Here is an 18,366-nt window from a genome sequence, read left to right as displayed (position 1 = left end):
CTCAGCGGTCGCTGGGTTCGTAGCCCTTCACGAGGGCCCGTAACGCGCGGATCTCCCTCTCCAGGGACTGGTGGCGCTGGTGGGAGTCGTACAGGTAGCGGACCTTGGTGCGCAGGATCCAGGGGTCTATGGGTTTGGTGACGAGGTCGGCGACGCCGAGCCGGAAGGCCGTGGAGGCCAGTTCGGTGTCCGTGCCGAAGCCGGTGACGAGGATGACCGGGATGAGCTGGGTCTGTTCCACGCCGCGCATGTAGCGGACGACGTCGAGACCGCCGACTCCGGGCATGTGTACGTCCAGGACGAGCAGGCCGACCCGGCCGCGCAGGACTTCCTTCAGCGCGTCGTCGCCGGTGGTCGCCCGCGTCAGCTGGTAGCCGAGGGGGGCCAGGGCGCTTTCCAGCGCGTACAGCGTGTCCTTGTGGTCGTCGACTATGAGGATCTTGGCGTCCGGCGGCATGGAGCGAAGTCCCCTCGCTTGGAAGAACAGCTTATGTCCGATCAGGACGGCGGGGAGCACTTGGCGCAGGATGCCTCAATCCGGTCCGCGCGCCGGGGGGACGGGTCGTTTCAGGGCCCGGCAATTGGGGCGTTCCGGTGTGCGGGAGGGGTCATTGCCGGGGGCCGGCGTCCTCCGCGATGCGCTCGTGATGGCGGATGACCTCGGCGATGATGAAGTTCAGCAGCTTCTCCGCGAAGGCCGGGTCGAGGTTGGCGTTTTCGGCCAGTCGGCGGAGTCTGGCGATCTGCTGGGCCTCGCGGGAGGGGTCGGCGGGCGGCAGTTGGTGGGCGGCCTTGAGGTGTCCGACCTGCTGGGTGCACTTGAAGCGCTCGGCGACCATGTGGACGACGGCGGCGTCGATGTTGTCGATGCTCTCGCGCAGCCGGGCGAGTTCGGCGCGGACGTCCGAGGCGACCGCGCCCGTGTTGTCGGTGTTGCTGGTGGTCATGGGCGCCAACCCTACGGCGTGCCTCGGGCGCTGTGCAGCCGTTCGGTCGTCGGTGGGTGGCCGGGGTCGGGGACCAGATCGCTCCGGCCGCGGGGACGGTGCGGTCCCGCTGCCCGCGGAAGCGCACGGGCGCGGTGCCGGCACGGCGGGTGAACAGGCAAGAGGAGCGGGCGGGTCGTCGTGGGCGACGTGCCGGGCGACGGCGGCGACGGGGAGTCCGGTGACGGCGGGGAGCTCCTTGGCGCGGCCGAGGCGGACACCCGGGGGGCAGTCCTTGGGGCTGCGGCCGGCACCGCGGCGGACGGCGGTGCGCAGAGCGGCGGGGGGCAGGGCGGCGGTGTGCAGGGCGGCGGGGGCCATGCCGTGCCGGGCGGCGTGGTCGGCGACGCTCAGGGGTTCGCAGGCGCCGCGGGCGAGGGTGAGGGTCTGGAGGAGCTGGAGTACCTGGAGGACCCGTGCGCCGTCGGGGGCGGTGGCGGCGCGGGCCCGGCGCAGGGCGACGAGGAGTTCGTGGCCGGCGGCGCCGGTCCCGGCCTCCAGGAGGGGGTTGCCGTGGCGGGCGTCGTGGACGATGCGTCCGGAGCCGACGCGGGCCGCGCCGGCGTCGGCGGCGCCCCCGCGGCTGATCACCCCGACGCCCTGAGACAGTCCTCCGGGGCGCGGGGAACCGCGCGACCGGCCACGACACGCCCGCGGACGAAGAAGGACGGGCGCCCCCGGCCGAAACCGGCGAACACCCGCCCCCCTCCACCACCGGGCCGGACGGCTAGAGCGCCGCCGCAGCCCGGGCTATCGCGTCGGCGAACGTCGACACCTCGGTGTAGACCCCGGGCGTCAGGGGCCGGGCACACCCGTCGCCCCAGCTGACGATCCCCACCTGGATCCACTTACCGGCGTCGTCCTTGCGGAACATGGGCCCGCCGGAGTCCCCCTGGCAGGTGTCCACCCCGCCCCGCGGAATTCCCGCGCAGATCTCCTGCCCGGCGATCAGCCGGGCGCCGTAGTGCCGCTTGCACTTCGGGTCGGAGACGAACGGCACCTTGGCCTTCAGCAACTTCGTGGAACCGGTGTTCGCGTTCTCCGCGGTGTCACCCCACCCGGCGATGGTGAACGTCCCCCTGTTGTAGCGGGTGCTCGTGGCGATCTTCAGCGTCGGCAGGTCGATGGGCTGGGCGAGCTTGATCAGCGCCCAGTCCTTGCCGCTGCCGTTGTAGCCCGGCGCCTGGACGACCTTGGTGGACTTCACCTTGATCGCGCCGGCGGCACCGAGGTCGGAGACCCCGGCGGTCGCGGTGATCCGGGTCGTGCTGCCGGACCCGCCCACGCAGTGCGCGGCGGTCAGGACGACGTCCTTCTTGTAGAGCGAGCCGCCGCAGCCCATGGACAAGCTGACCATGAACGGGAACTCACCCTGCGCGGCGGGCGCGCCGCCGACCACCGGAGTGGGCGCGGCGTGCGCGGCGACAGGCTGGAGACTGGCGGTCGCGAGGGCGACGGCGGCGACGGCCGCGGCCCGCCGGAAGGCGGGTCTGCGGAGCAGAGCGAGCGTGCTGTGGGTCAACAGGTTCCCTTTCATGAGGAGTTGTGCGGAAAGGTCTGGCGTGCCGAAAGGCACGCGGAAGGGTGCACAGAAGTATGAAGATCGTGCGACGTGTGGGGCAAGGGCGGATGTCACGCACCCGGCGGGGAACCCGACCCGCGAGAATCCGCTCGCGTCCCCTTAAGGTGGAACGGGGTTCTGGACCTCTCTGGGGGTGCGGGCGTGACGAACGGCGGTCCGGTCGAGCACGGCTACCCGCACCTGGAGACGGTGCGGGCGGCGGTCACCGCGCTGTACAAGCGGCTTTCGTACGACACCATCCACGCGTTCGCCTCCAGTGTGGCCCCCGTCGACGTGGCGTTCCGCGACACGGACGACCTGCATCTGGGGACCCAGCGGGTGGCCCGCGAGCTGGTGCGGCACTTCCGGCTGCCGGACGCCCGCATGATCGTGGGTTTCCGGGAGATGGAGTTCGCGGCGAACGTCGAGCTCGCCGCGGGCCCGGAGTACTTCATCGAGCTGAACGACCGCTTCCGTACCCACCGCCGTGACATCGGGGCCGCGCTGGCCCACGAGGTCATGCACGTCTACCTGCACCGCCTCGGCCTGTCCTTCCCCGGCACCCGGGACAACGAGATCCTCACCGACACGGCGACGACGTACCTGGGCGCGGGCTGGCTGCTGCTCGACGCGTACCGGGAGGACGCGTCGTCCTCGCAGAAGCTCGGCTATCTGACGCCTGAGGAGTTCGGGTACGTGCTGGCCAAGCGGTCCCTGGCGTTCGGGGAGGACCCGGCCGTCTGGTTCACGAGCGCGCAGGCGTACACCGCGTACACGAAGGGCCTGGCGCGGGCCCGCGAGGACGAACGGCAGCCGCCGTTGACGGCGGCCGGGTGGGCGGGGCGCCGCCGGTACGCGAAGGACCGCCGCCACGCGCAGGAGCGTACGCACGCCGTCGCGCGGGCGGGCACCGGCGGCACCGCGTACGCGTTCACGCCGGACGGGCGGGGGCCGTTGCGGGTCTCGTTCCCCTGTCCGACCTGTCATCAGCGCATCCGGGTGCAGGTCCGGGGACGGGTCCGGGCGCGATGTGGCCTGTGCCGGACGGTGCTGGAGTGCGACACCTAGGGCCGGTTCCCGGACAGGGGCACCGGCAACCGCCCGTGCCTCCGTCCCCGCCCCCGTGCCTCCGTCCCCGCCCCCGCACCCGCCGCCCCGCACCCGGCGGGTGCGGTGGCGCTAGCGCGCCCCGTGGACCGCGGTCGGAGGCAGCGCCTCCGCGAGGAGCCGCAGGGCCGTGTCGCCCGCCTCGGCGGGGGTCCACCGGGAACCCTTGTCGGCCGTGGGTCCCGGGCGCCAGCCGTCCATGACCGCGATCCGGCCGCCTTCGGCCTCGAAGACCCGGCCGGTGACCCCCGCGCTCGCGGCGGAACCGAGCCAGACGACGAGGGGGGACACGTTCTCGGGGGCCATTGCGTCGAAGCCGCCGTCCGGTGCCGCCATGGCCTGCGCGAAGGCGGTCTCGGTCATCCGGGTCCGGGCGGCCGGCGCGATGGCGTTGACCTGCACCCCGTAACGCCCCGTCTCGGCGGCGGCCACCAGGGTGAGCCCGATGACGCCGGCCTTGGCCGCGCTGTAGTTGCCCTGCCCGACCGACCCCGAAAGGCCCGCTCCGGAGCTGGTGTTGACGACCCGGGCCTGCGGTACGCGCCCCGCCCCGGCCTCGGCCCGCCAGTGTGCGGTGGCGTGCTTCAGCGGCAGGAAGTGGCCCTTCAGGTGGACGCGCACGACGGCGTCCCAGTCGTCCTCGTCGAGGTTCACGAGCATGCGGTCGCGCAGGAAACCGGCGTTGTTCACGAGGGTGTCGAGCCGTCCGAAGGCGTCGAGCGCCGTGTGGACGAGGGAGGCGGCGCCCTCGGTGGTCGCGACGTCCCCGGTGTGCGCGACGGCCTCGCCGCCCGCCGCCCGGATCTCCGCCACGACCTGCCGGGCCGCGCTGTCGGCATCCTCCGGCGATCCGTCGAGCCCGACCCCCAGGTCGTTGACGACGACCCGCGCCCCCTCGGCCGCGAAGGCGAGCGCGTGGGCCCGTCCGAGGCCGCGCCCCGCCCCCGTGACGACCACCACCCGCCCGTCGCAGATGCCCGCGCCGGAGCCGGAACCGGAGTCGGAACCGGAACCGAAGCCGGAGCCGGAGCCGGTGTCCGCACTCGTGCCTGAGGTCATGTCACTGCTCCTTGTCGGCGGTGGCCGCGTCCAGAAAGGCGGGCCGCTCGCCGCCGCCGTGGACGAGGAGGCTCGCGCCGGTGATGTACGCGGCGGCGTCCGACGCGAGGAAGACGGCCGCCCCGCCGACGTCCGCAGGCACGGCGAGCCGCCCCAGCGGGACGGTGCGGGAGACGGCCTCGACGCCGTCCTCGTCCCCGTAGTGGAGGGGGGACAGCTCGGTGCGGACCATTCCGGCCACCAGTGTGTTGACCCGCACGTCCGGCGCCCACTCCACGGCCATCGAGCGCGCCAGGTTCTCCAGTCCGGCCTTGGCCGCCCCGTAGGCGGCGGTGCCGGGCGAGGGACGGGTCCCGCTGACACTGCCGATCATCACGATGGAACCGCGGGCGCGCCGCAGCCGGTCGTACGCCGCCAGGGAGGCGGTCAGGGGCGTGACGAGATTGAGGTCGATCACACGGGCGTGCCGTTCGGCCTCCGTCCCGGTGAGCAGCCGGTACGGGGTGCCGCCCGCGTTGTTGACCAGGACGTCGAGCCGGGGCAGCCGTCCGAAGAACGCGCGGACGGCCGGTGGATCGCGCAGGTCGAGGGGGACGAACGCGCACCCGCCGAGCGGTGTCCGCGAAGGGTGGCGCGCGCAGACCACGACCTCGTCCCCCGCTTCGGCGAACGCCCGGGCGATCCCGGCGCCGACGCCTCTGGTCCCGCCCGTGACCACGACGAGCCGCTTGTCCACAGGGCCTCCCGCCCGTCGGCATTCGCTGTTACCTTCAGATCGGATCGCACCTAACAAACGTTTGGTGGAAACGTAAGGGAAAGGTAGCTGATGTGCCCATGGGTGTCTCCACCTCGTCCCCGGAAAAAGGGATTTCCGTCGTGACGGTCGACTTCCCGCCGGTGAACGCGCTGCCGGTGCACGGCTGGTTCGAGCTGGCCGACACCGTGCGCGCGGCCGGGCGCGACACCGCGGTCCGCTGTGTGGTGCTGGCCGCCGAGGGCCGGGGGTTCAACGCGGGCGTGGACATCAAGGAGATACAGGTGAAGGGCGAGAGCGCCCTGCTCGGCGCCAACCGCGGCTGCGCGGAGGCCTTCGCCGCCGTGTACGAGTGCGAGGTGCCGGTGGTGGCGGAGGTGCACGGCTTCTGCCTGGGCGGCGGCATAGGCCTGGCGGGCAACGCGGACGCGATCGTGGCCAGCGAGGACGCCACCTTCGGGCTGCCGGAGCTGGACCGGGGCGCGCTGGGCGCGGCCACGCACCTGTCCCGGCTGGTGCCCCAGCACCTGATGCGCGCGCTGTACTACACGTCGCGCACGGCGACCGCGGCCGAGCTGCACGGGCACGGCTCGGTGTGGCGGGTCGTGGCGCGCGACCGGCTGCGCCGCGCCGCGCTGGAGCTGGCCCGTGAGATCGCGGGCAAGGACGGCCGGCTGATCCGGCTCGCGAAGGCCGCGATCAACGGCATCGACCCCGTCGACGTGCGCCGCAGTTACCGCTTCGAGCAGGGCTTCACGTTCGAGGCGGGTCTCGACGGCACGGGCGACCGGCTCCGCGGCGCGTTCGGAGGCGAATCCGGCAGGGAGAGGGAGGGGCGGGCGGATGGGTGACAAGACGATGACCGCCGACGAGGCCGTCGCCCGGCTGGAGAGCGGGATGACCCTCGGCATCGGGGGCTGGGGCTCCCGCCGCAAGCCGATGGCCCTCGTGCGGGCGCTGCTGCGCTCACCGGTCACCGATCTCACGGTCGTCTCGTACGGCGGCCCGGACGTCGGCATGCTGGCGGCGGCCGGGCGGATCCGGAAACTGGTCGCCCCTTTCGCGACGCTCGACTCCATCGCGCTGGAGCCGCATTTCCGGGCGGCCCGTGAGAGCGGCCGCCTCGAACTGGCGGAGATCGACGAGGCGATGTTCATGTGGGGGCTGCGGGCGGCCGCCCACCGCCTTCCCTTCCTGCCGGTGCGGGCCGGCATCGGCTCCGACGTGATGCGGGTCAACCCCGGCCTGCGTACGGTCACCTCGCCGTACCCGGACGGGTCGACGGGATCGTACGAGACCTTCGTCGCGATGCCCGCCCTGCGGCTGGACGCGGCGCTGGTGCATGTGAACCGCGCCGACCGCGCGGGCAACGGCCAGTACCTGGGGCCCGACCCGTACTTCGACGACCTGTTCTGCGAGGCGGCCGGGACGGCGTACGTGTCGTGCGAGCGGATCGTCGACACGGCGGAGCTGACGAAGGCGGCGCCCCCGCAGACGCTGCTGATCAAGCGGCTCCATGTCGGTGGCGTGGTGGAGGCGCCGGACGGGGCGCACTTCACGTCGTGCGCGCCCGACCACGAGCGGGACGAGGCCTTCCAGCGGCTCTACGCGTCGCTGCCCTGGGCCGAGTTCGCCGAGCGGTTCCTCACCGGCGACGAACAGGCCTACCGGACCGCGGTGCGGGCCTGGCACGAGGACGCGCGGGCCCGGCACGAGGAGCGGCGATGAGCGCGGTGCCGCACGCGTCCTCCGGCGGTGCCCGGCGGCCCGCCACCCGCGCCGAGTACTGCGTGATCGCCTGCGCCGAGGCGTGGCGGGGCGACGGTGAGGTGCTGGCCAGCCCGATGGGCCTGATCCCGTCCGTCGGGGCCCGCCTCGCGCGGAGCACCTTCGCGCCCGACCTGCTGCTGACCGACGGGGAGGCGATGCTGATCGGCGCCGACGGCGCGCCGGAGGGCTGGCTGCCGTACCGGCAGCATCTGGCGCTGGTGACGGGCGGGCGCCGGCACGTGATGATGGGCGCGAGCCAGATCGACCGTTTCGGCAACCAGAACATCTCGTGCGTGGGCGACTGGCGGCGGCCCGTACGGCAGTTGCTGGGAGTGCGGGGCGGCCCCGTCAACACGCTGAACAACCCGGTCAGTTACTGGATACCGAGGCACTCGGCGCGGGTCTTCGTCGAGAAGGTCGACCTGATCGGCGGGGTGGGGTACGACAGCGCCGCCGCGGCCGGTCCCACGGCGACCCGTTTCCACCGCCTCCCGCGGGTGGTCTCGAACCTGGGGGTGTTCGACTTCGCGACCCCGGACCACTCGATGCGGCTCGCCTCGCTGCATCCGGGAGTGACGGTCGAGGAGGTCGTCGCGGCCACGGGCTTCGGCCTGGTCCTCCCGGACGAGGTGGCGTACACCCGTGAGCCGTCCCCGGCGGAGCTGGAGTCGATCCGCGAGGTCCTCGACCCGGGGAACCTGCGCGAGCGCGAGGTCGGGACCTGATGGAGGAGGTGCCGCGGAAGCCGCCGCACAGGCCTGCGGAGAAACCGCTGGAGACCGCGCTGACCAGGCTCACCGGCGTCCGGTACCCGATCGTGCAGACCGGGATGGGCTGGGTCGCGGGCCCGCGCCTGGTCTCCGCGACGGCGAACGCGGGCGCGCTGGGCATCCTCGCCTCCGCGACGATGACACCCGGCCGCCTGAGAGCGGCGGTCCGCGAGGTGAAGGCCCGTACACAGGCGCCGTTCGGGGTGAACCTGCGCGCGGACGCGGGCGACGCCCGGGACCGGGTACGGATCATCGTGGAGGAGGGTGTGCGGGTCGCCTCCTTCGCGCTGGCGCCCTCCCGCGAGCTGATCGCCGAGCTGAAGGACGCGGGTGTGGTGGTCGTCCCCTCGGTCGGAGCCCGTCGGCATGCCGAGAAGGTCGCGGCGTGGGGCGCGGACGCGGTGCTCGTGCAGGGCGGCGAGGGCGGCGGCCACACCGGCGAGGTGGCGACGACCGTGCTCCTCCCGCAGGTCGTGGACGCCGTGGACATCCCCGTCGTCGCGGCGGGCGGCTTCTTCGACGGCCGGGGCCTGGTCGCGGCGCTGGCGTACGGCGCGGCGGGCGTCGCCATGGGCACCCGCTTCCTGCTGACCTCGGACTCGACGGTGCCGGACGCGGTGAAGGCCCGCTATCTCGCGGCCACGGTGCGGGACGTCACGGTGACGACGGCCGTGGACGGCCTGCCGCACCGCATGCTCCGTACGGACCTGGTCGCGTCCATGGAGCAGGCGGGCCGTACGCGGGCGCTGGCCCGGGCGGTGCGCCGGGCGGCCGGTTTCCGCAGACTCTCGGGCCTGACCTGGTCCCGGATGATCCGCGACGGCATGGCACTGCGGCACGGCAGGGACCTGACCTGGAGCCAGACCCTGCTGGCCGCCAACACTCCGATGCTGTTGCGCGCCGCGATGGTGGAGGGCCGTGCGGACCTGGGGGTGATGGCTTCGGGCCAGGTGGCAGGCGTGATCGAGGACCTGCCGTCCTGCGCGGAACTGGTGGACAGGACCATGAGGGAGGCGAACGAGACACTGCGCGCCCTTCTGGGCCCCGGCCCGCCATGAGCGTCCCTGCGTGAGCGCCCCTGAAGGGGCGCGGGGAACTGCGCGCCGAGCCCCCACCGGGCCCGCACCCGGCACACCACCTGAAGCCGCCCGCCGACGGGCACCCGGCCTAGAGCCGCTCGATGACGGTCACGTTGGCCTGCCCCCCGCCCTCGCACATCGTCTGCAGTCCGAACCGCCCCCCGGTCCGTTCCAGTTCGTGCAGCAACGTCGTCATCAGTCTGACGCCCGTGGCACCCAGGGGATGCCCCAGCGCGATCGCGCCCCCGTTGGCGTTGACCCGCTCGGGATCCGCCCCGGTCTCCTTCAGCCACGCCAGTACGACGGGCGCGAACGCCTCGTTGATCTCCACGAGGTCGATCTCCGCCATGGACATCCCGGCCTTCTTCAGGGCGTACGCGGTGGCCGGGATCGGCGCCGACAGCATCCGTATCGGATCCTCACCGCGCACGGACAGATGGTGGATCCGCGCCCGGGGTGTCAGCCCGTGCTCGCGGACGGCCCGGGCCGAGGCGAGCAGCAGCGCGGCGGCCCCGTCGGACACCTGGGAGGAGCACGCGGCGGTGACGGTGCCGCCTTCGAGCACCGGTCGCAGGGCGGCCATCTTCTCCAGGGAGGTGTCCCGTCGCGGCCCTTCGTCGACCGTGACGTCACCGAGCGGCACGACTTCCCGCTCGAAGCGCCCCTCGTCGACGGCGCGGACGGCCCGCCGGTGGGACAGCAGGGCGAACTCCTCCTGGTCGCGCCGGCTGATCCCCCACTTCGCGGCGATCAGCTCGGCGCCGTGGAACTGGCTGACGGGCCGGTCGCCGTACCGGGCCCGCCACCCCGCGCTGCCCGCGAACGGCCCCTCGGTCAGCCCGAGCGGTTCGGTGGCCCGCCGGGAGGCGAAGGCGATGGGGACCTGGGTCATGTTCTGGACCCCGCCCGCGACCACCAGGTCCTGGGTGCCGGAGAGCACGCCCTGCGCGGCGAAGTGCACGGCCTGCTGCGAGGAGCCGCACTGCCGGTCGACCGTCACCCCGGGCACCTCCTCGGGCAGTCCGGCCGCCAGCCAGGACGTCCGTGCGATGTCGCCGGCCTGCGGGCCGACGGTGTCCAGGCACCCGAAGACGACGTCCTCGACGGCGGCCGGATCGATCCCGGAGCGCGCGACGAGGGCCGTCAGCACATGTGCGCCCAGGTCGGCCGGATGGACCCCGCCCAGACCTCCCCCGCGACGCCCCACGGGGGTACGGACCGCTTCGACGATGTAGGCCTCGGCCATGACGGCTCCCCTGCTCGACTGTCCCTACGGCTGTTTCTCCGGTGCCCGCTGTTCCCGTACGGCGATCCCGTCCAGCACCATCGACAGGTACTGCCGGGCGATCTCGTCCGGGCTGTGCTGTCCGCCGGGCCGGTACCAGGACGCGGCGACCCACACGGTGTCGCGCACGAACCGGTAGGTGAGCCGGATGTCGAGGTCGTCCCGGAAGACCTCGCCCGTCACGCCCCGCTCCAGCGTGGACAGCCACGCCTCCTCGAACCTGCGCTGCGACTCGGCGAGGAACGCGAAGCGCTCCTGTGCGACGAGCCGCCTGGACTCCTTCTGGTAGATCGCGACGGCCGAGCGGTGCCGGTCGATCTCCCGGAACGACTCGGTGACCAGGGCCTCCAGCGTCTCGCGCGGGCCCAGTCCGGCGTCCAGGACGGTGTCGTAGCCGTCCCAGAGCTCGTCCAGGAAGGTCCGCAGGATCTCCTCCAGCATCGATTCCTTGGAGTCGAAGTGGTAGTAGAGGCTGCCGGCGAGCATGCCCGCGTGGTCGGCGATCTTGCGTACGGTGGTGGCGTTGTAGCCCTGTTCGGCGAAGACCTCGGCGGCCGTGCCGAGAATTTCACGCCGCCGCACGGGCGAGGCGGTCACCTGGGGCTTCTTCTTGGTAGGCACGGCCCCATTGTGGTCCGGGAGGCAGGGACACCGGCTCCGCCCCCCGGCCTGCCGGAGCGCTCACGCATGCTGGCTGCTCACGGAGACGACCTCACCCGTCAGGTAGGAGGAGTATCCCGACGCCAGGAACACGATCGCGTTGGCCACCTCCCACGGCTCGGCGTACCGCCCGAACGCCTCGCGGGCCGTCAGCTCCTCCAGCAGTCCGGGAGTGGTCACCTTCACCAGGTGCGGATGCATGGCGAGGCTGGGCGCCACGGCGTTGACCCGCACGCCGAACGCGGCCGCCTCCATCGCCGCGCACCGGGTCAGTGCCATCACCCCGGCCTTCGCCGCCGCGTAGTGCGCCTGGCCGGCCTGGGCGCGCCAGCCGACGACGGAGGCGTTGTTGACGATCACCCCTCCGCGACCGCCCCCGTGACCGCCGCCGTGGCCGCTGCCGTGGCCGCCGGCACGGAAGGCCTCGCGAAAGGCCCGCAGAGCCGCCCGCGTGCACCGGAAGGTGCCGTTCAACGTCACGTCGAGCACGGCCGACCACTGCTCGTCGGTCATGTCGACGAGGTCCGAGGTCCCGCCCAGACCGGCGTTGTTGACCACGATGTCGAGCCGCCCGTGCAGCCGCAGGGCCGCGCCGAACAGCGCCCGCACCTGGGCCTCGTCGGTGACGTCACAGGCGTGGACCGCGACACCCTCGAACTCCAGGGCCAGCGCGGCCCCGTACTCCTTCAGCCGCCGCTCGTGCGCGTCGCTGATCAGTACGCGCGCGCCCTCCTCGAGGAAGCGGCGGGCCGTGGCACCGCCGATACCGGCGCCCGCGGCGGCCGTGACGACGGCGGTACGCCCCTTCAGCAGTCCGTGTCCGGGCACGTACTCCGGGCCCTCGACGTCTGTCATGGGCCCACGCTAACCTACCAAACACTTGTTAGGGAAGGTTGTCCGTCCTTGATCCGTACGCTCCGAGAGCTCCTGGGAAGGCAGGCGACCGTGGACCTCACCCACTCCCCCGCCGACGAGGCGTTCCGTGCCGAGGCCCGGACCTGGCTCGGCGCGCACGTGCCGGCCCGGCCGCTGCCCTCCCTGGAGACCGCGGAGGGCTTCGCGGCCCATCGCGCCTGGGAGGCCGAACTCGGCGCGGACCGCTGGTCGGTGGTGTCCTGGCCGGCCGCGTACGGCGGACGGGACTGCGGGCTGGTCCGGTGGCTGCTCTTCGAGGAGGAGTACTACGCGGCGGGCGCCCCGGGCCGGGTCGGCCAGAACGGCGTCAGCCTCCTCGCGCCGACCCTCCTCGTCCACGGCACCGAGGAGCAGCGCGTACGGATCCTGCCCCCGATGGCCCGCGGCGAGGTCGTCTGGGCGCAGGCCTGGTCCGAGCCGGAGGCCGGGTCCGACCTCGCCTCGCTCAGGTCCAGGGCGGTGCGTACGGACGGCGGCTGGCTGCTGAGCGGGCAGAAGACGTGGTCGTCGCGGGCCGCGTTCGCCGACCGGGCGTTCGGCCTGTTCCGCAGCGAGCCGGACATGCCGAAGCCCCATCAGGGCCTCACCTACCTGATGTTCGACCTGCGGGCGCCGGGCGTGACCGTCCGCCCGATCGGCCGGCTGGACGGGAAGCCGGCCTTCGCCGAGATCTTCCTGGACGAGGTGTTCGTGCCGGACGAGGACGTGATCGGCGGGCCCGGCCGGGGCTGGCGGATCGCGATGTCGACGGCGGGTGACGAACGCGGCCTCACCCTCCGTTCCCCCGGCCGCTTCCTCGCGTCGGCGGACCGGCTGGCCGCGCTCTGGCACGGGCGCGGGCGGGACCCGTTCACCCGGGACCGGGTGGCCGACGCGGTGATCGGCGCCCGTGCCTACCAGTTGTTCACGTACGCGGCGGCGTCCCGGTTCCTCGACGGGGAGGCCCTGGGTCCGGAGTCCAGCCTGAACAAGGTCTTCTGGTCCGAGTACGACGTGGCGCTGCACGAGACGGCACTCGATCTGCTGGGCGCGGACGGGGAGCCGGCGGACGGCGACTGGGCCGAGGGGTACCTCTTCTCCCTGGCGGGGCCCATCTACGCGGGCACGAATGAGATCCAGCGCGACATCATCGCCGAGCGGCTTCTCGGCCTGCCGAGGGGGCGCCGCTGATGCGCTTCCTCCTGGACGCCGAGCAGACCGCCTTCGCGCGTTCCCTGGACGCCCTGCTGACGGCGGCGGACACGCCCGCGGTCGTACGGTCCTGGGGCGCCGGGGACCCGGCCGCCGGGCGGGCGCTGTGGTCGCGGCTCGCCGACGCGGGGGTGTTCGCGCTGGCGGTGCCCGAGGCGTACGAGGGGCTCGGACGGCGGCCCGTCGAACTGGCCGTCGCCTTCGTGGAGCTGGGCAGGCACGCGGTACCGGGGCCGCTGGCGGAGACGGTGGCGGCGGCCGTGCTGCTCACCGGGCCGGGCCCCGCGAAGCGGTTCCTGCCGGGGCTGGCCGCCGGACGGACGATCGCGACGGTGGCCCTGCCGGGCGGGGGGCCGTACGTCCTGGACACCGACGCGTCGGACATGGAACTGACGGTGACCGGCACCGGATCCGCCGCGGAGACCGGGACCGGCACCGGATCCGCCGGTGCGGAGCTGCGGGTGACGCAGGCGTCCGGGTCCCCGCCCGCCTCCCGCGTGCGCCGCTCCCTGGACGCCGCCCGGCGCCTCTCCCTCCCCCGGGCCGGGGGCGAACTCCTCGACGCCGGGCCGCAGGTCGCCGCGGGGGCCGCCGAGGCCCTTCGCTGGGCGCGGCTCACGACCGCCGCGCAGGCCCTCGGGGTGGGGCTCGCGCTGCTCGACAGGACCGTGGCGTACGTCAAGCGGCGCAGCCAGTTCGGTGTGCCCGTCGGCTCGTTCCAGGCGGTCAGGCACCGGCTGGCCGACGCGAAGATCGCGCTGGAGTTCGCGCGCCCGCTGCTCTTCGGCGCCGCGCTGTCGATGGATCCGGCCGACATCGCCGCCGCCAAGGTCACGGCCTGCGAGGCGGCGTACGCCACCGCCCGTACGGCCCTGCAGCTGCACGGCGCGATCGGCTACACCGCGGAGTACGACCTCTCCCTGTGGCTGACCAGGGCGCGGGCGCTGCGCTCGGCCTGGGGCGGCCCGGGCGAGTGCCGGGCGGCGGTGCTCGGCACGGACGCCCTCAGTGGTGGTGCTCGTCGCTGCTCGTGAGCTCGCGGTACTCGGCGGCGGTCGGCTTCGGGACGTGCGCGTTCTGCCCGTACAGGGCGCGGGCGAGGCGCGCCCGCAACCGGCGCGTGGCCCGGACCTTCCGCTCGACGCCGTTCGCGTCGACGAGCGGACCCACGTCGTAGGGCGGGGGCTGTTCGTGCTGGGTGAGGGTGAACCGCTGGGCCCGGCCGAGGGGTTCGTGCACCTCGACGTACTCGCCGTGCGGCAGCCGCCTGATGATGCCGGACTCCCTGCCGTGCAGCACCTTGTCCCGGTCGCGGCGCTGGAGCCCCAGGCAGACGCGTCTCGTCACGACGAAGGCGAGCACCGGCACCACGAGGACCGCGATCCGCACGAACCAGGTGATCGAGTTGATCGACAGGTGCAGGTGGGTGGCGACGATGTCGTTGCCGCCGCCGATCAGCAGCACCCCGTACAGGCTCAGCCAGGCCACGCCGAGCGCGGTGCGGGTGGGGACGTTGCGGGGCCGGTCCAGGATGTGGTGCTCGCGCTTGTCGCCGGTGATCCACGCCTCGACGAACGGGTAGACGCCGATCGCCAGCAGGATCAGCGGGAAGAGCGCGAAGGGGATGAAGACGCCCAACTGGAGGGTGTGACCCCAGGCGTTGATCTCCCAGCTCGGCATCACCCGGATCAGTCCCTCGGAGAAACCGAGGTACCAGTCGGGCTGGGCGCCGGTGGTGACGAGGTCCGCCCGGTAGGGGCCGAACGCCCACACGGGGTTGATGGTGGCGATCGCGCCCATCACCGACAGCACACCGAAGACGAGGAAGAAGAAGCCGCCGGCCTTGGCCATGTAGACCGGCATGAACGGCATGCCGACGACGGACTTCTGGTCGCGGCCGGGGCCGGGGTACTGGGTGTGCTTGTGGTAGAAGACCAGGATCAGATGGGCGACGACCAGGCCGAGCATGATGCCGGGCAGCAGCAGGATGTGCACCGGGAAGAGGCGGGAGATGATGTCGTGCCCCGGGAACTCCCCGCCGAAGAGGAAGAAGGAGAGGTACGTGCCCACGAGCGGCACGGCCAGGATCGCGCCCTGGGAGAAGCGGATGCCGGTGCCGGAGAGCAGGTCGTCGGGGAGCGAGTAGCCGGTCAGGCCGGTGAGGATGCCGAGGAACAGCAGGAGCCAGCCGAAGGCCCAGTTCAGCTCGCGCGGTTTGCGGAACGCGCCGGTGAAGAACACGCGCATCATGTGCACGAGCATCCCGGCGACGAAGACGAGGGCCGCCCAGTGGTGGATCTGGCGGATGAGGAGGCCGCCGCGCACGTCGAAGCTGATGTCGAGGGTGGACTCGTACGCCCTGGTCATGACGATGCCGTTGAGCGGCTCGTACGAGCCGTTGTAGACGACCTCCACGCCGCTGGGCTCGAAGAAGAGGGTGAGGTAGACGCCGGTGAGGATGAGGATGAGGAAGCTGTAGAGGCAGACCTCGCCGAGCATGAAGGACCAGTGGTCCGGGAACACCTTGCGCATCTGGGTCTTGGCGAGGGAGTAGATGCCGAGGCGTCCGTCGGCCCAGTCCGCCACCCGTTCCCCGCTGCCCGCCCGTGCGCTCCGCGCGTCCATAGGTGGCCCTCCCCCGGGCTCGGCTCCGTTCAGAGTGACACGGGCGCCCACGAACCCAAAGGGGTTGTCCGGCCGATGTTCGACCGATCCCGGTGGGGGCAACCCCCACCGGCCCGCAGCTCACGGCCCCGAGCCCGGCCGTCCCGTCCCGTCCCAGGGACGCGGGGAACTGCGCGACCGGCCCCCACCGGCCGGCACGTCAGGAGTCGGCCCCGGCCGCCCGGCCCCTCAGGGCCGCGGGGACCGGCGCATCCGCCACCGCGGCCAGCGCGAGCACCCGCCTCCGCCCCTCCTCGTCCATCAGCTCGACCAGCGGAAGCACCAGCTCCCACAGGCCCTCCTTGTCCACGCCCCGCGCCAGCGCCTCCAGGTCGGCGTCGGACAACGCCCCCGCGACCCGCGCCACGATCCGCCGGGCGGTCGGCGGCAGCACCCGCACCACGGGCAGGAAGTCCCCCCACAGCCCGGTGGCCACCACCCCCCGGACCAGGCCGTCCAGCACCGCGGGGTCCCGCAGCGCGGGCAACGCGGCCACGGTCCGCCGCTCGTCCTCGCCCAGCAGCGACACGATCGGCAGCAGCGACTCCCACAGGTCCTGCTCGGCGGTGACCCGTACCAGCGAGTCGAGCCGCGCCTTCGGCTGCGCCGCGGTCAGCGAGGCGATCCGCGCCCGCTGCTCCCCCGCCATGCCGGCGACGGCCAGCGCCTCCGGCCACAGACCGTGGTCGGCGGCGGCCGCGATGACCGCGCGCACCCGCTCGTCGTCCAGCAGGGCGACGATGTGTCCGAGCCGCTCGGGATGGTCGATGACGAACCCCGTACGCAGCAGAGTCGTCTCCCCGAGCCGCGGCAGGACGTTCCGGAGCGCCGAGTCCCGCAGGTGCCCGACGAACCGCCCCATCGTGAGGTGGTCGCCGCGCTCGGCGAGGACGAGGGCGACGCGTACGACGATGTCGTCGTCCAGCAGGCCCATGATCGCGGCGATCCGGCGCGGGTCGACGTGGTGGCAGCAGCGGGCCGTGAAGTCGGCCGGGAGCCGGTCGATGATGTCGGCCGCGCGGCCCGGTTCGAGGCGCCCGGCGAGCGCGGCGGCGAGCCGCGGGCCCAGTGCCTTCTGCGCGATGCCCGCGGCGACCCCGGCGGGCAGCAGCCGCGTCAGGCCTGCGATGCGGTCGTACAGCCCGCGGTCCTCGTCGAAGAGCGCGGCGACGGCCCGCTCGCGGAAGAGGCGTACGTCGTCGGCGGGCAGCCCTTCGAGGAACGCCAGCCGCCGCGGCTCGACGTCGAGCAACCGGGCGATCTTCAGCGTCTCGGCCCTGCCCCGCAGGATGCCGCCGCGCGTCGTGCCGCCACGTGCTGCGCCACCACGCGTCGTGTCGTCACGCGTCGTGTCGTCACGCGAGGTCTCGCCGTGCGATGTGTCCATGCCTGCTATCCCTGGCGGAAGAGCATCCGGCGGACAGGTTCCCTGGTCAGGGCCGGTACGAGGGTGAGGGCGTCCTCGACGGCCTCGTTCAGGCCGGACACCCTGCGCTCACGTGCCCGGCGCAGGGACCGGGCCAGCAACAGGGCCTGCGGGCCGTCCAGCGCCGTGAAGCAGTCCGGTAGCGGAACACCCAACTCCGCCCGCAGCAGCGCCACTTCCTCCGCGCTCACAGGTCCTCCCCCGACGGTCACGGACAGCCCACCCGATGCGGCACGGCACCCTGCGCCGATCGTACTCTTTGCGCATGAAACGCGCTGGCCGTCTGCTGTTCACCCTCGTCCCCCTCGTCGCGGTGGCGGCATGTTCCACCGGGCCCGACCGGAGCGGTGACGGGGCGCGTCCGGACGCCCGGGCCGCCGCCTCCGCCTCCTCCGCGGGGCTGGACGCGCCGGACAAGAAGGACCTGGCCCAGCGGATCGTGTCCAGTGCGGAGAACTCCAGCCTCGACTGGCGTGCCCAGTACGACTACATCGAGGACATCGGCGACGGGCGCGGCTACACCGCGGGCATCATCGGCTTCACCACCGGTACGCACGACCTGCTCGTCCTGGTCGAGCGGTACACGAAGTCGCACCCGGACAACGCGCTGGCCCGCTACCTGCCCGCCCTGCGGGAGGTGGACGGCTCCGACTCGCACGAGGGTCTGGGGGCCGGTTTCGAGGCGGCCTGGAAGGCGGAGTCGCGAAAGGCGGCGTTCGAGCGCGCGCAGGACGCCGAGCGCGACCGGGTGTACTTCGACCCCGCGGTGCGGCTCGCGAAGCGCGACGGTCTGGGCGTGCTGGGCCAGTTCGTCTACTACGACGCCATGGTGATGCACGGGCCGGGCAGCGACCCCGGATTCCACGGCATCCGCAAGCGGGCCATGGCCGAGGCGGACACGCCCGCGGAGGGGGGCGAGGAGAAGGCGTACCTCGACATCTTCCTCGACATGCGGCGCAGGACGATGAAGTCGGAGGGCCGCGACACGTCCCGCGTGGACACGGCCCAGCGCCGCTTCCTGTACGACGGCAACCTGGACCTGGACACCCCCCTGAAGTGGCAGGTCTACGGCCAGCCGTACGAGATCCGCTGAAGGAGGGGCGCAGCCCCTCCAGGGGCGCGGGGAACCGCGCGACCGG

General features: G+C 73.1%; 18 protein-coding genes and 1 pseudogene. 8 read left to right on the top strand and 11 right to left on the bottom strand.

The features are described from left to right. Window positions 1–16: 16 nt before the first annotated feature. The 3 genes and pseudogenes from QFZ75_RS28765 to QFZ75_RS28755 form a co-directional block, all read right to left on the bottom strand. Window positions 17–457, bottom strand: a pseudogene (locus tag QFZ75_RS28765) (two-component system response regulator); the annotation flags it as partial. Between the two features lie 151 nt (window positions 458–608). Beyond that, window positions 609–947 carry a chorismate mutase gene (locus tag QFZ75_RS28760; RefSeq protein WP_307544860.1) on the bottom strand — a complete coding sequence of 113 codons (339 nt, stop codon included), beginning with the start codon at window positions 945–947 and terminating at the stop codon, window positions 609–611. Window positions 948–1,713: 766 nt separating this feature from the next. Continuing rightward, the gene (locus tag QFZ75_RS28755) at window positions 1,714–2,523 is read right to left on the bottom strand and encodes a trypsin-like serine protease (RefSeq protein WP_307541469.1); all 810 of its coding nucleotides are present in this window, start codon (window positions 2,521–2,523) and stop codon (window positions 1,714–1,716) included. A 186-nt stretch (window positions 2,524–2,709) separates the two neighbouring features. Between QFZ75_RS28755 and QFZ75_RS28750 the strand changes: the two genes are divergently transcribed. Then, a complete protein-coding gene (locus tag QFZ75_RS28750) occupies window positions 2,710–3,615 on the top strand; it encodes a hypothetical protein (protein ID WP_307541467.1) in 906 nt (301 codons plus the stop codon). Window positions 3,616–3,726: 111 nt separating this feature from the next. On the opposite strand, the gene QFZ75_RS28745 is transcribed toward QFZ75_RS28750, so the two are convergent. Together QFZ75_RS28745 and QFZ75_RS28740 are read right to left on the bottom strand one after the other, a co-directional pair. Beyond that, window positions 3,727–4,713, bottom strand: a complete 987-nt coding sequence (locus QFZ75_RS28745) for an SDR family oxidoreductase (RefSeq protein WP_307541466.1) — start codon at window positions 4,711–4,713, stop codon at window positions 3,727–3,729. A gap of 1 nt (window position 4,714) precedes the next feature. Further along, a complete protein-coding gene (locus tag QFZ75_RS28740) occupies window positions 4,715–5,449 on the bottom strand; it encodes an SDR family oxidoreductase (protein WP_307541464.1) in 735 nt (244 codons plus the stop codon). 98 nt (window positions 5,450–5,547) lie between these two features. Between QFZ75_RS28740 and QFZ75_RS28735 the strand changes: the two genes are divergently transcribed. From QFZ75_RS28735 to QFZ75_RS28720, 4 genes are read left to right on the top strand one after another with little or no spacing between them, the layout of a single operon-like run. Further along, complete coding sequence (locus QFZ75_RS28735; protein ID WP_307541463.1) at window positions 5,548–6,318, top strand: enoyl-CoA hydratase family protein; 771 nt, start codon at window positions 5,548–5,550, stop codon at window positions 6,316–6,318. Further along, window positions 6,311–7,195, top strand: coding sequence for a CoA transferase subunit A (locus QFZ75_RS28730; protein WP_307541461.1), 885 nt, complete (start codon window positions 6,311–6,313; stop codon window positions 7,193–7,195). The genes QFZ75_RS28735 and QFZ75_RS28730 overlap by 8 nt, the downstream gene beginning before the upstream one ends. Further along, entirely contained in the window at window positions 7,192–7,962 is a 771-nt protein-coding gene (locus tag QFZ75_RS28725) for a CoA-transferase subunit beta (RefSeq protein ID WP_307541459.1), read from the top strand. The genes QFZ75_RS28730 and QFZ75_RS28725 overlap by 4 nt, the downstream gene beginning before the upstream one ends. Beyond that, window positions 7,962–9,065 (top strand): nitronate monooxygenase family protein, encoded by a 1,104-nt coding sequence (locus tag QFZ75_RS28720; RefSeq protein WP_307541457.1) that lies wholly within the window; start codon window positions 7,962–7,964, stop codon window positions 9,063–9,065. Before QFZ75_RS28725 ends, QFZ75_RS28720 begins: the two co-directional genes overlap by 1 nt. Window positions 9,066–9,174: 109 nt before the next feature. On the opposite strand, the gene QFZ75_RS28715 is transcribed toward QFZ75_RS28720, so the two are convergent. From QFZ75_RS28715 to QFZ75_RS28705, 3 genes are read right to left on the bottom strand one after another with little or no spacing between them, the layout of a single operon-like run. After that, window positions 9,175–10,332 carry an acetyl-CoA C-acetyltransferase gene (locus QFZ75_RS28715; RefSeq protein ID WP_307541455.1) on the bottom strand — a complete coding sequence of 386 codons (1,158 nt, stop codon included), beginning with the start codon at window positions 10,330–10,332 and terminating at the stop codon, window positions 9,175–9,177. Window positions 10,333–10,356: 24 nt separating this feature from the next. Then, a complete protein-coding gene (locus tag QFZ75_RS28710; RefSeq protein ID WP_307541453.1) occupies window positions 10,357–10,992 on the bottom strand; it encodes a TetR/AcrR family transcriptional regulator in 636 nt (211 codons plus the stop codon). A gap of 60 nt (window positions 10,993–11,052) precedes the next feature. Then, the gene (locus QFZ75_RS28705; RefSeq protein WP_307541451.1) at window positions 11,053–11,886 is read right to left on the bottom strand and encodes an SDR family oxidoreductase; all 834 of its coding nucleotides are present in this window, start codon (window positions 11,884–11,886) and stop codon (window positions 11,053–11,055) included. Window positions 11,887–11,976: 90 nt separating this feature from the next. Between QFZ75_RS28705 and QFZ75_RS28700 the strand changes: the two genes are divergently transcribed. Next, the gene (locus QFZ75_RS28700) at window positions 11,977–13,116 is read left to right on the top strand and encodes an acyl-CoA dehydrogenase family protein (RefSeq protein WP_307544858.1); all 1,140 of its coding nucleotides are present in this window, start codon (window positions 11,977–11,979) and stop codon (window positions 13,114–13,116) included. Then, window positions 13,116–14,171, top strand: a complete 1,056-nt coding sequence (locus QFZ75_RS28695) for an acyl-CoA dehydrogenase family protein (RefSeq protein ID WP_307541449.1) — start codon at window positions 13,116–13,118, stop codon at window positions 14,169–14,171. The genes QFZ75_RS28700 and QFZ75_RS28695 overlap by 1 nt, the downstream gene beginning before the upstream one ends. On the opposite strand, the gene QFZ75_RS28690 is transcribed toward QFZ75_RS28695, so the two are convergent. The 3 genes from QFZ75_RS28690 to QFZ75_RS28680 all read right to left on the bottom strand — a co-directional run bounded on the left by QFZ75_RS28690 (window position 14,143) and on the right by QFZ75_RS28680 (window position 17,418). Continuing rightward, window positions 14,143–15,762 carry a cytochrome bc complex cytochrome b subunit gene (locus QFZ75_RS28690; RefSeq protein WP_307541446.1) on the bottom strand — a complete coding sequence of 540 codons (1,620 nt, stop codon included), beginning with the start codon at window positions 15,760–15,762 and terminating at the stop codon, window positions 14,143–14,145. The genes QFZ75_RS28695 and QFZ75_RS28690 overlap by 29 nt on opposite strands. 199 nt (window positions 15,763–15,961) lie before the next feature. Continuing rightward, on the bottom strand, window positions 15,962–17,188 hold the full coding sequence (locus tag QFZ75_RS28685) for a hypothetical protein (protein WP_307541445.1): 1,227 nt from the start codon (window positions 17,186–17,188) through the stop codon (window positions 15,962–15,964). 5 nt (window positions 17,189–17,193) lie between these two features. Beyond that, a complete protein-coding gene (locus QFZ75_RS28680) occupies window positions 17,194–17,418 on the bottom strand; it encodes a hypothetical protein (protein WP_307541443.1) in 225 nt (74 codons plus the stop codon). A 74-nt stretch (window positions 17,419–17,492) separates the two neighbouring features. Between QFZ75_RS28680 and QFZ75_RS28675 the strand changes: the two genes are divergently transcribed. Next, window positions 17,493–18,320, top strand: coding sequence for a chitosanase (locus QFZ75_RS28675; RefSeq protein ID WP_307541441.1), 828 nt, complete (start codon window positions 17,493–17,495; stop codon window positions 18,318–18,320). Window positions 18,321–18,366: the final 46 nt, after the last annotated feature.

The organism is Streptomyces sp. V3I8 (assembly GCF_030817535.1).
Taxonomy (GTDB): domain Bacteria; phylum Actinomycetota; class Actinomycetes; order Streptomycetales; family Streptomycetaceae; genus Streptomyces.
Note: the sequence above shows the minus strand (reverse complement) of the source record. Positions and strands in the feature narration are given on the sequence as shown.

Coding starts and splice junctions, on each gene's coding strand:
- QFZ75_RS28760 (WP_307544860.1), bottom strand. CDS start 947: ATGACCACCAGCAACACCGACAACACGGGCGCGGTCGCCTCGGACGTC.
- QFZ75_RS28755 (WP_307541469.1), bottom strand. CDS start 2,523: ATGAAAGGGAACCTGTTGACCCACAGCACGCTCGCTCTGCTCCGCAGA.
- QFZ75_RS28745 (WP_307541466.1), bottom strand. CDS start 4,713: ATGACCTCAGGCACGAGTGCGGACACCGGCTCCGGCTCCGGCTTCGGT.
- QFZ75_RS28735 (WP_307541463.1), top strand. CDS start 5,548: ATGGGTGTCTCCACCTCGTCCCCGGAAAAAGGGATTTCCGTCGTGACG.
- QFZ75_RS28730 (WP_307541461.1), top strand. CDS start 6,311: ATGGGTGACAAGACGATGACCGCCGACGAGGCCGTCGCCCGGCTGGAG.
- QFZ75_RS28725 (WP_307541459.1), top strand. CDS start 7,192: ATGAGCGCGGTGCCGCACGCGTCCTCCGGCGGTGCCCGGCGGCCCGCC.
- QFZ75_RS28720 (WP_307541457.1), top strand. CDS start 7,962: ATGGAGGAGGTGCCGCGGAAGCCGCCGCACAGGCCTGCGGAGAAACCG.
- QFZ75_RS28715 (WP_307541455.1), bottom strand. CDS start 10,332: ATGGCCGAGGCCTACATCGTCGAAGCGGTCCGTACCCCCGTGGGGCGT.
- QFZ75_RS28705 (WP_307541451.1), bottom strand. CDS start 11,886: ATGACAGACGTCGAGGGCCCGGAGTACGTGCCCGGACACGGACTGCTG.
- QFZ75_RS28695 (WP_307541449.1), top strand. CDS start 13,116: ATGCGCTTCCTCCTGGACGCCGAGCAGACCGCCTTCGCGCGTTCCCTG.
- QFZ75_RS28690 (WP_307541446.1), bottom strand. CDS start 15,762: ATGGACGCGCGGAGCGCACGGGCGGGCAGCGGGGAACGGGTGGCGGAC.
- QFZ75_RS28685 (WP_307541445.1), bottom strand. CDS start 17,188: ATGGACACATCGCACGGCGAGACCTCGCGTGACGACACGACGCGTGAC.
- QFZ75_RS28675 (WP_307541441.1), top strand. CDS start 17,493: ATGAAACGCGCTGGCCGTCTGCTGTTCACCCTCGTCCCCCTCGTCGCG.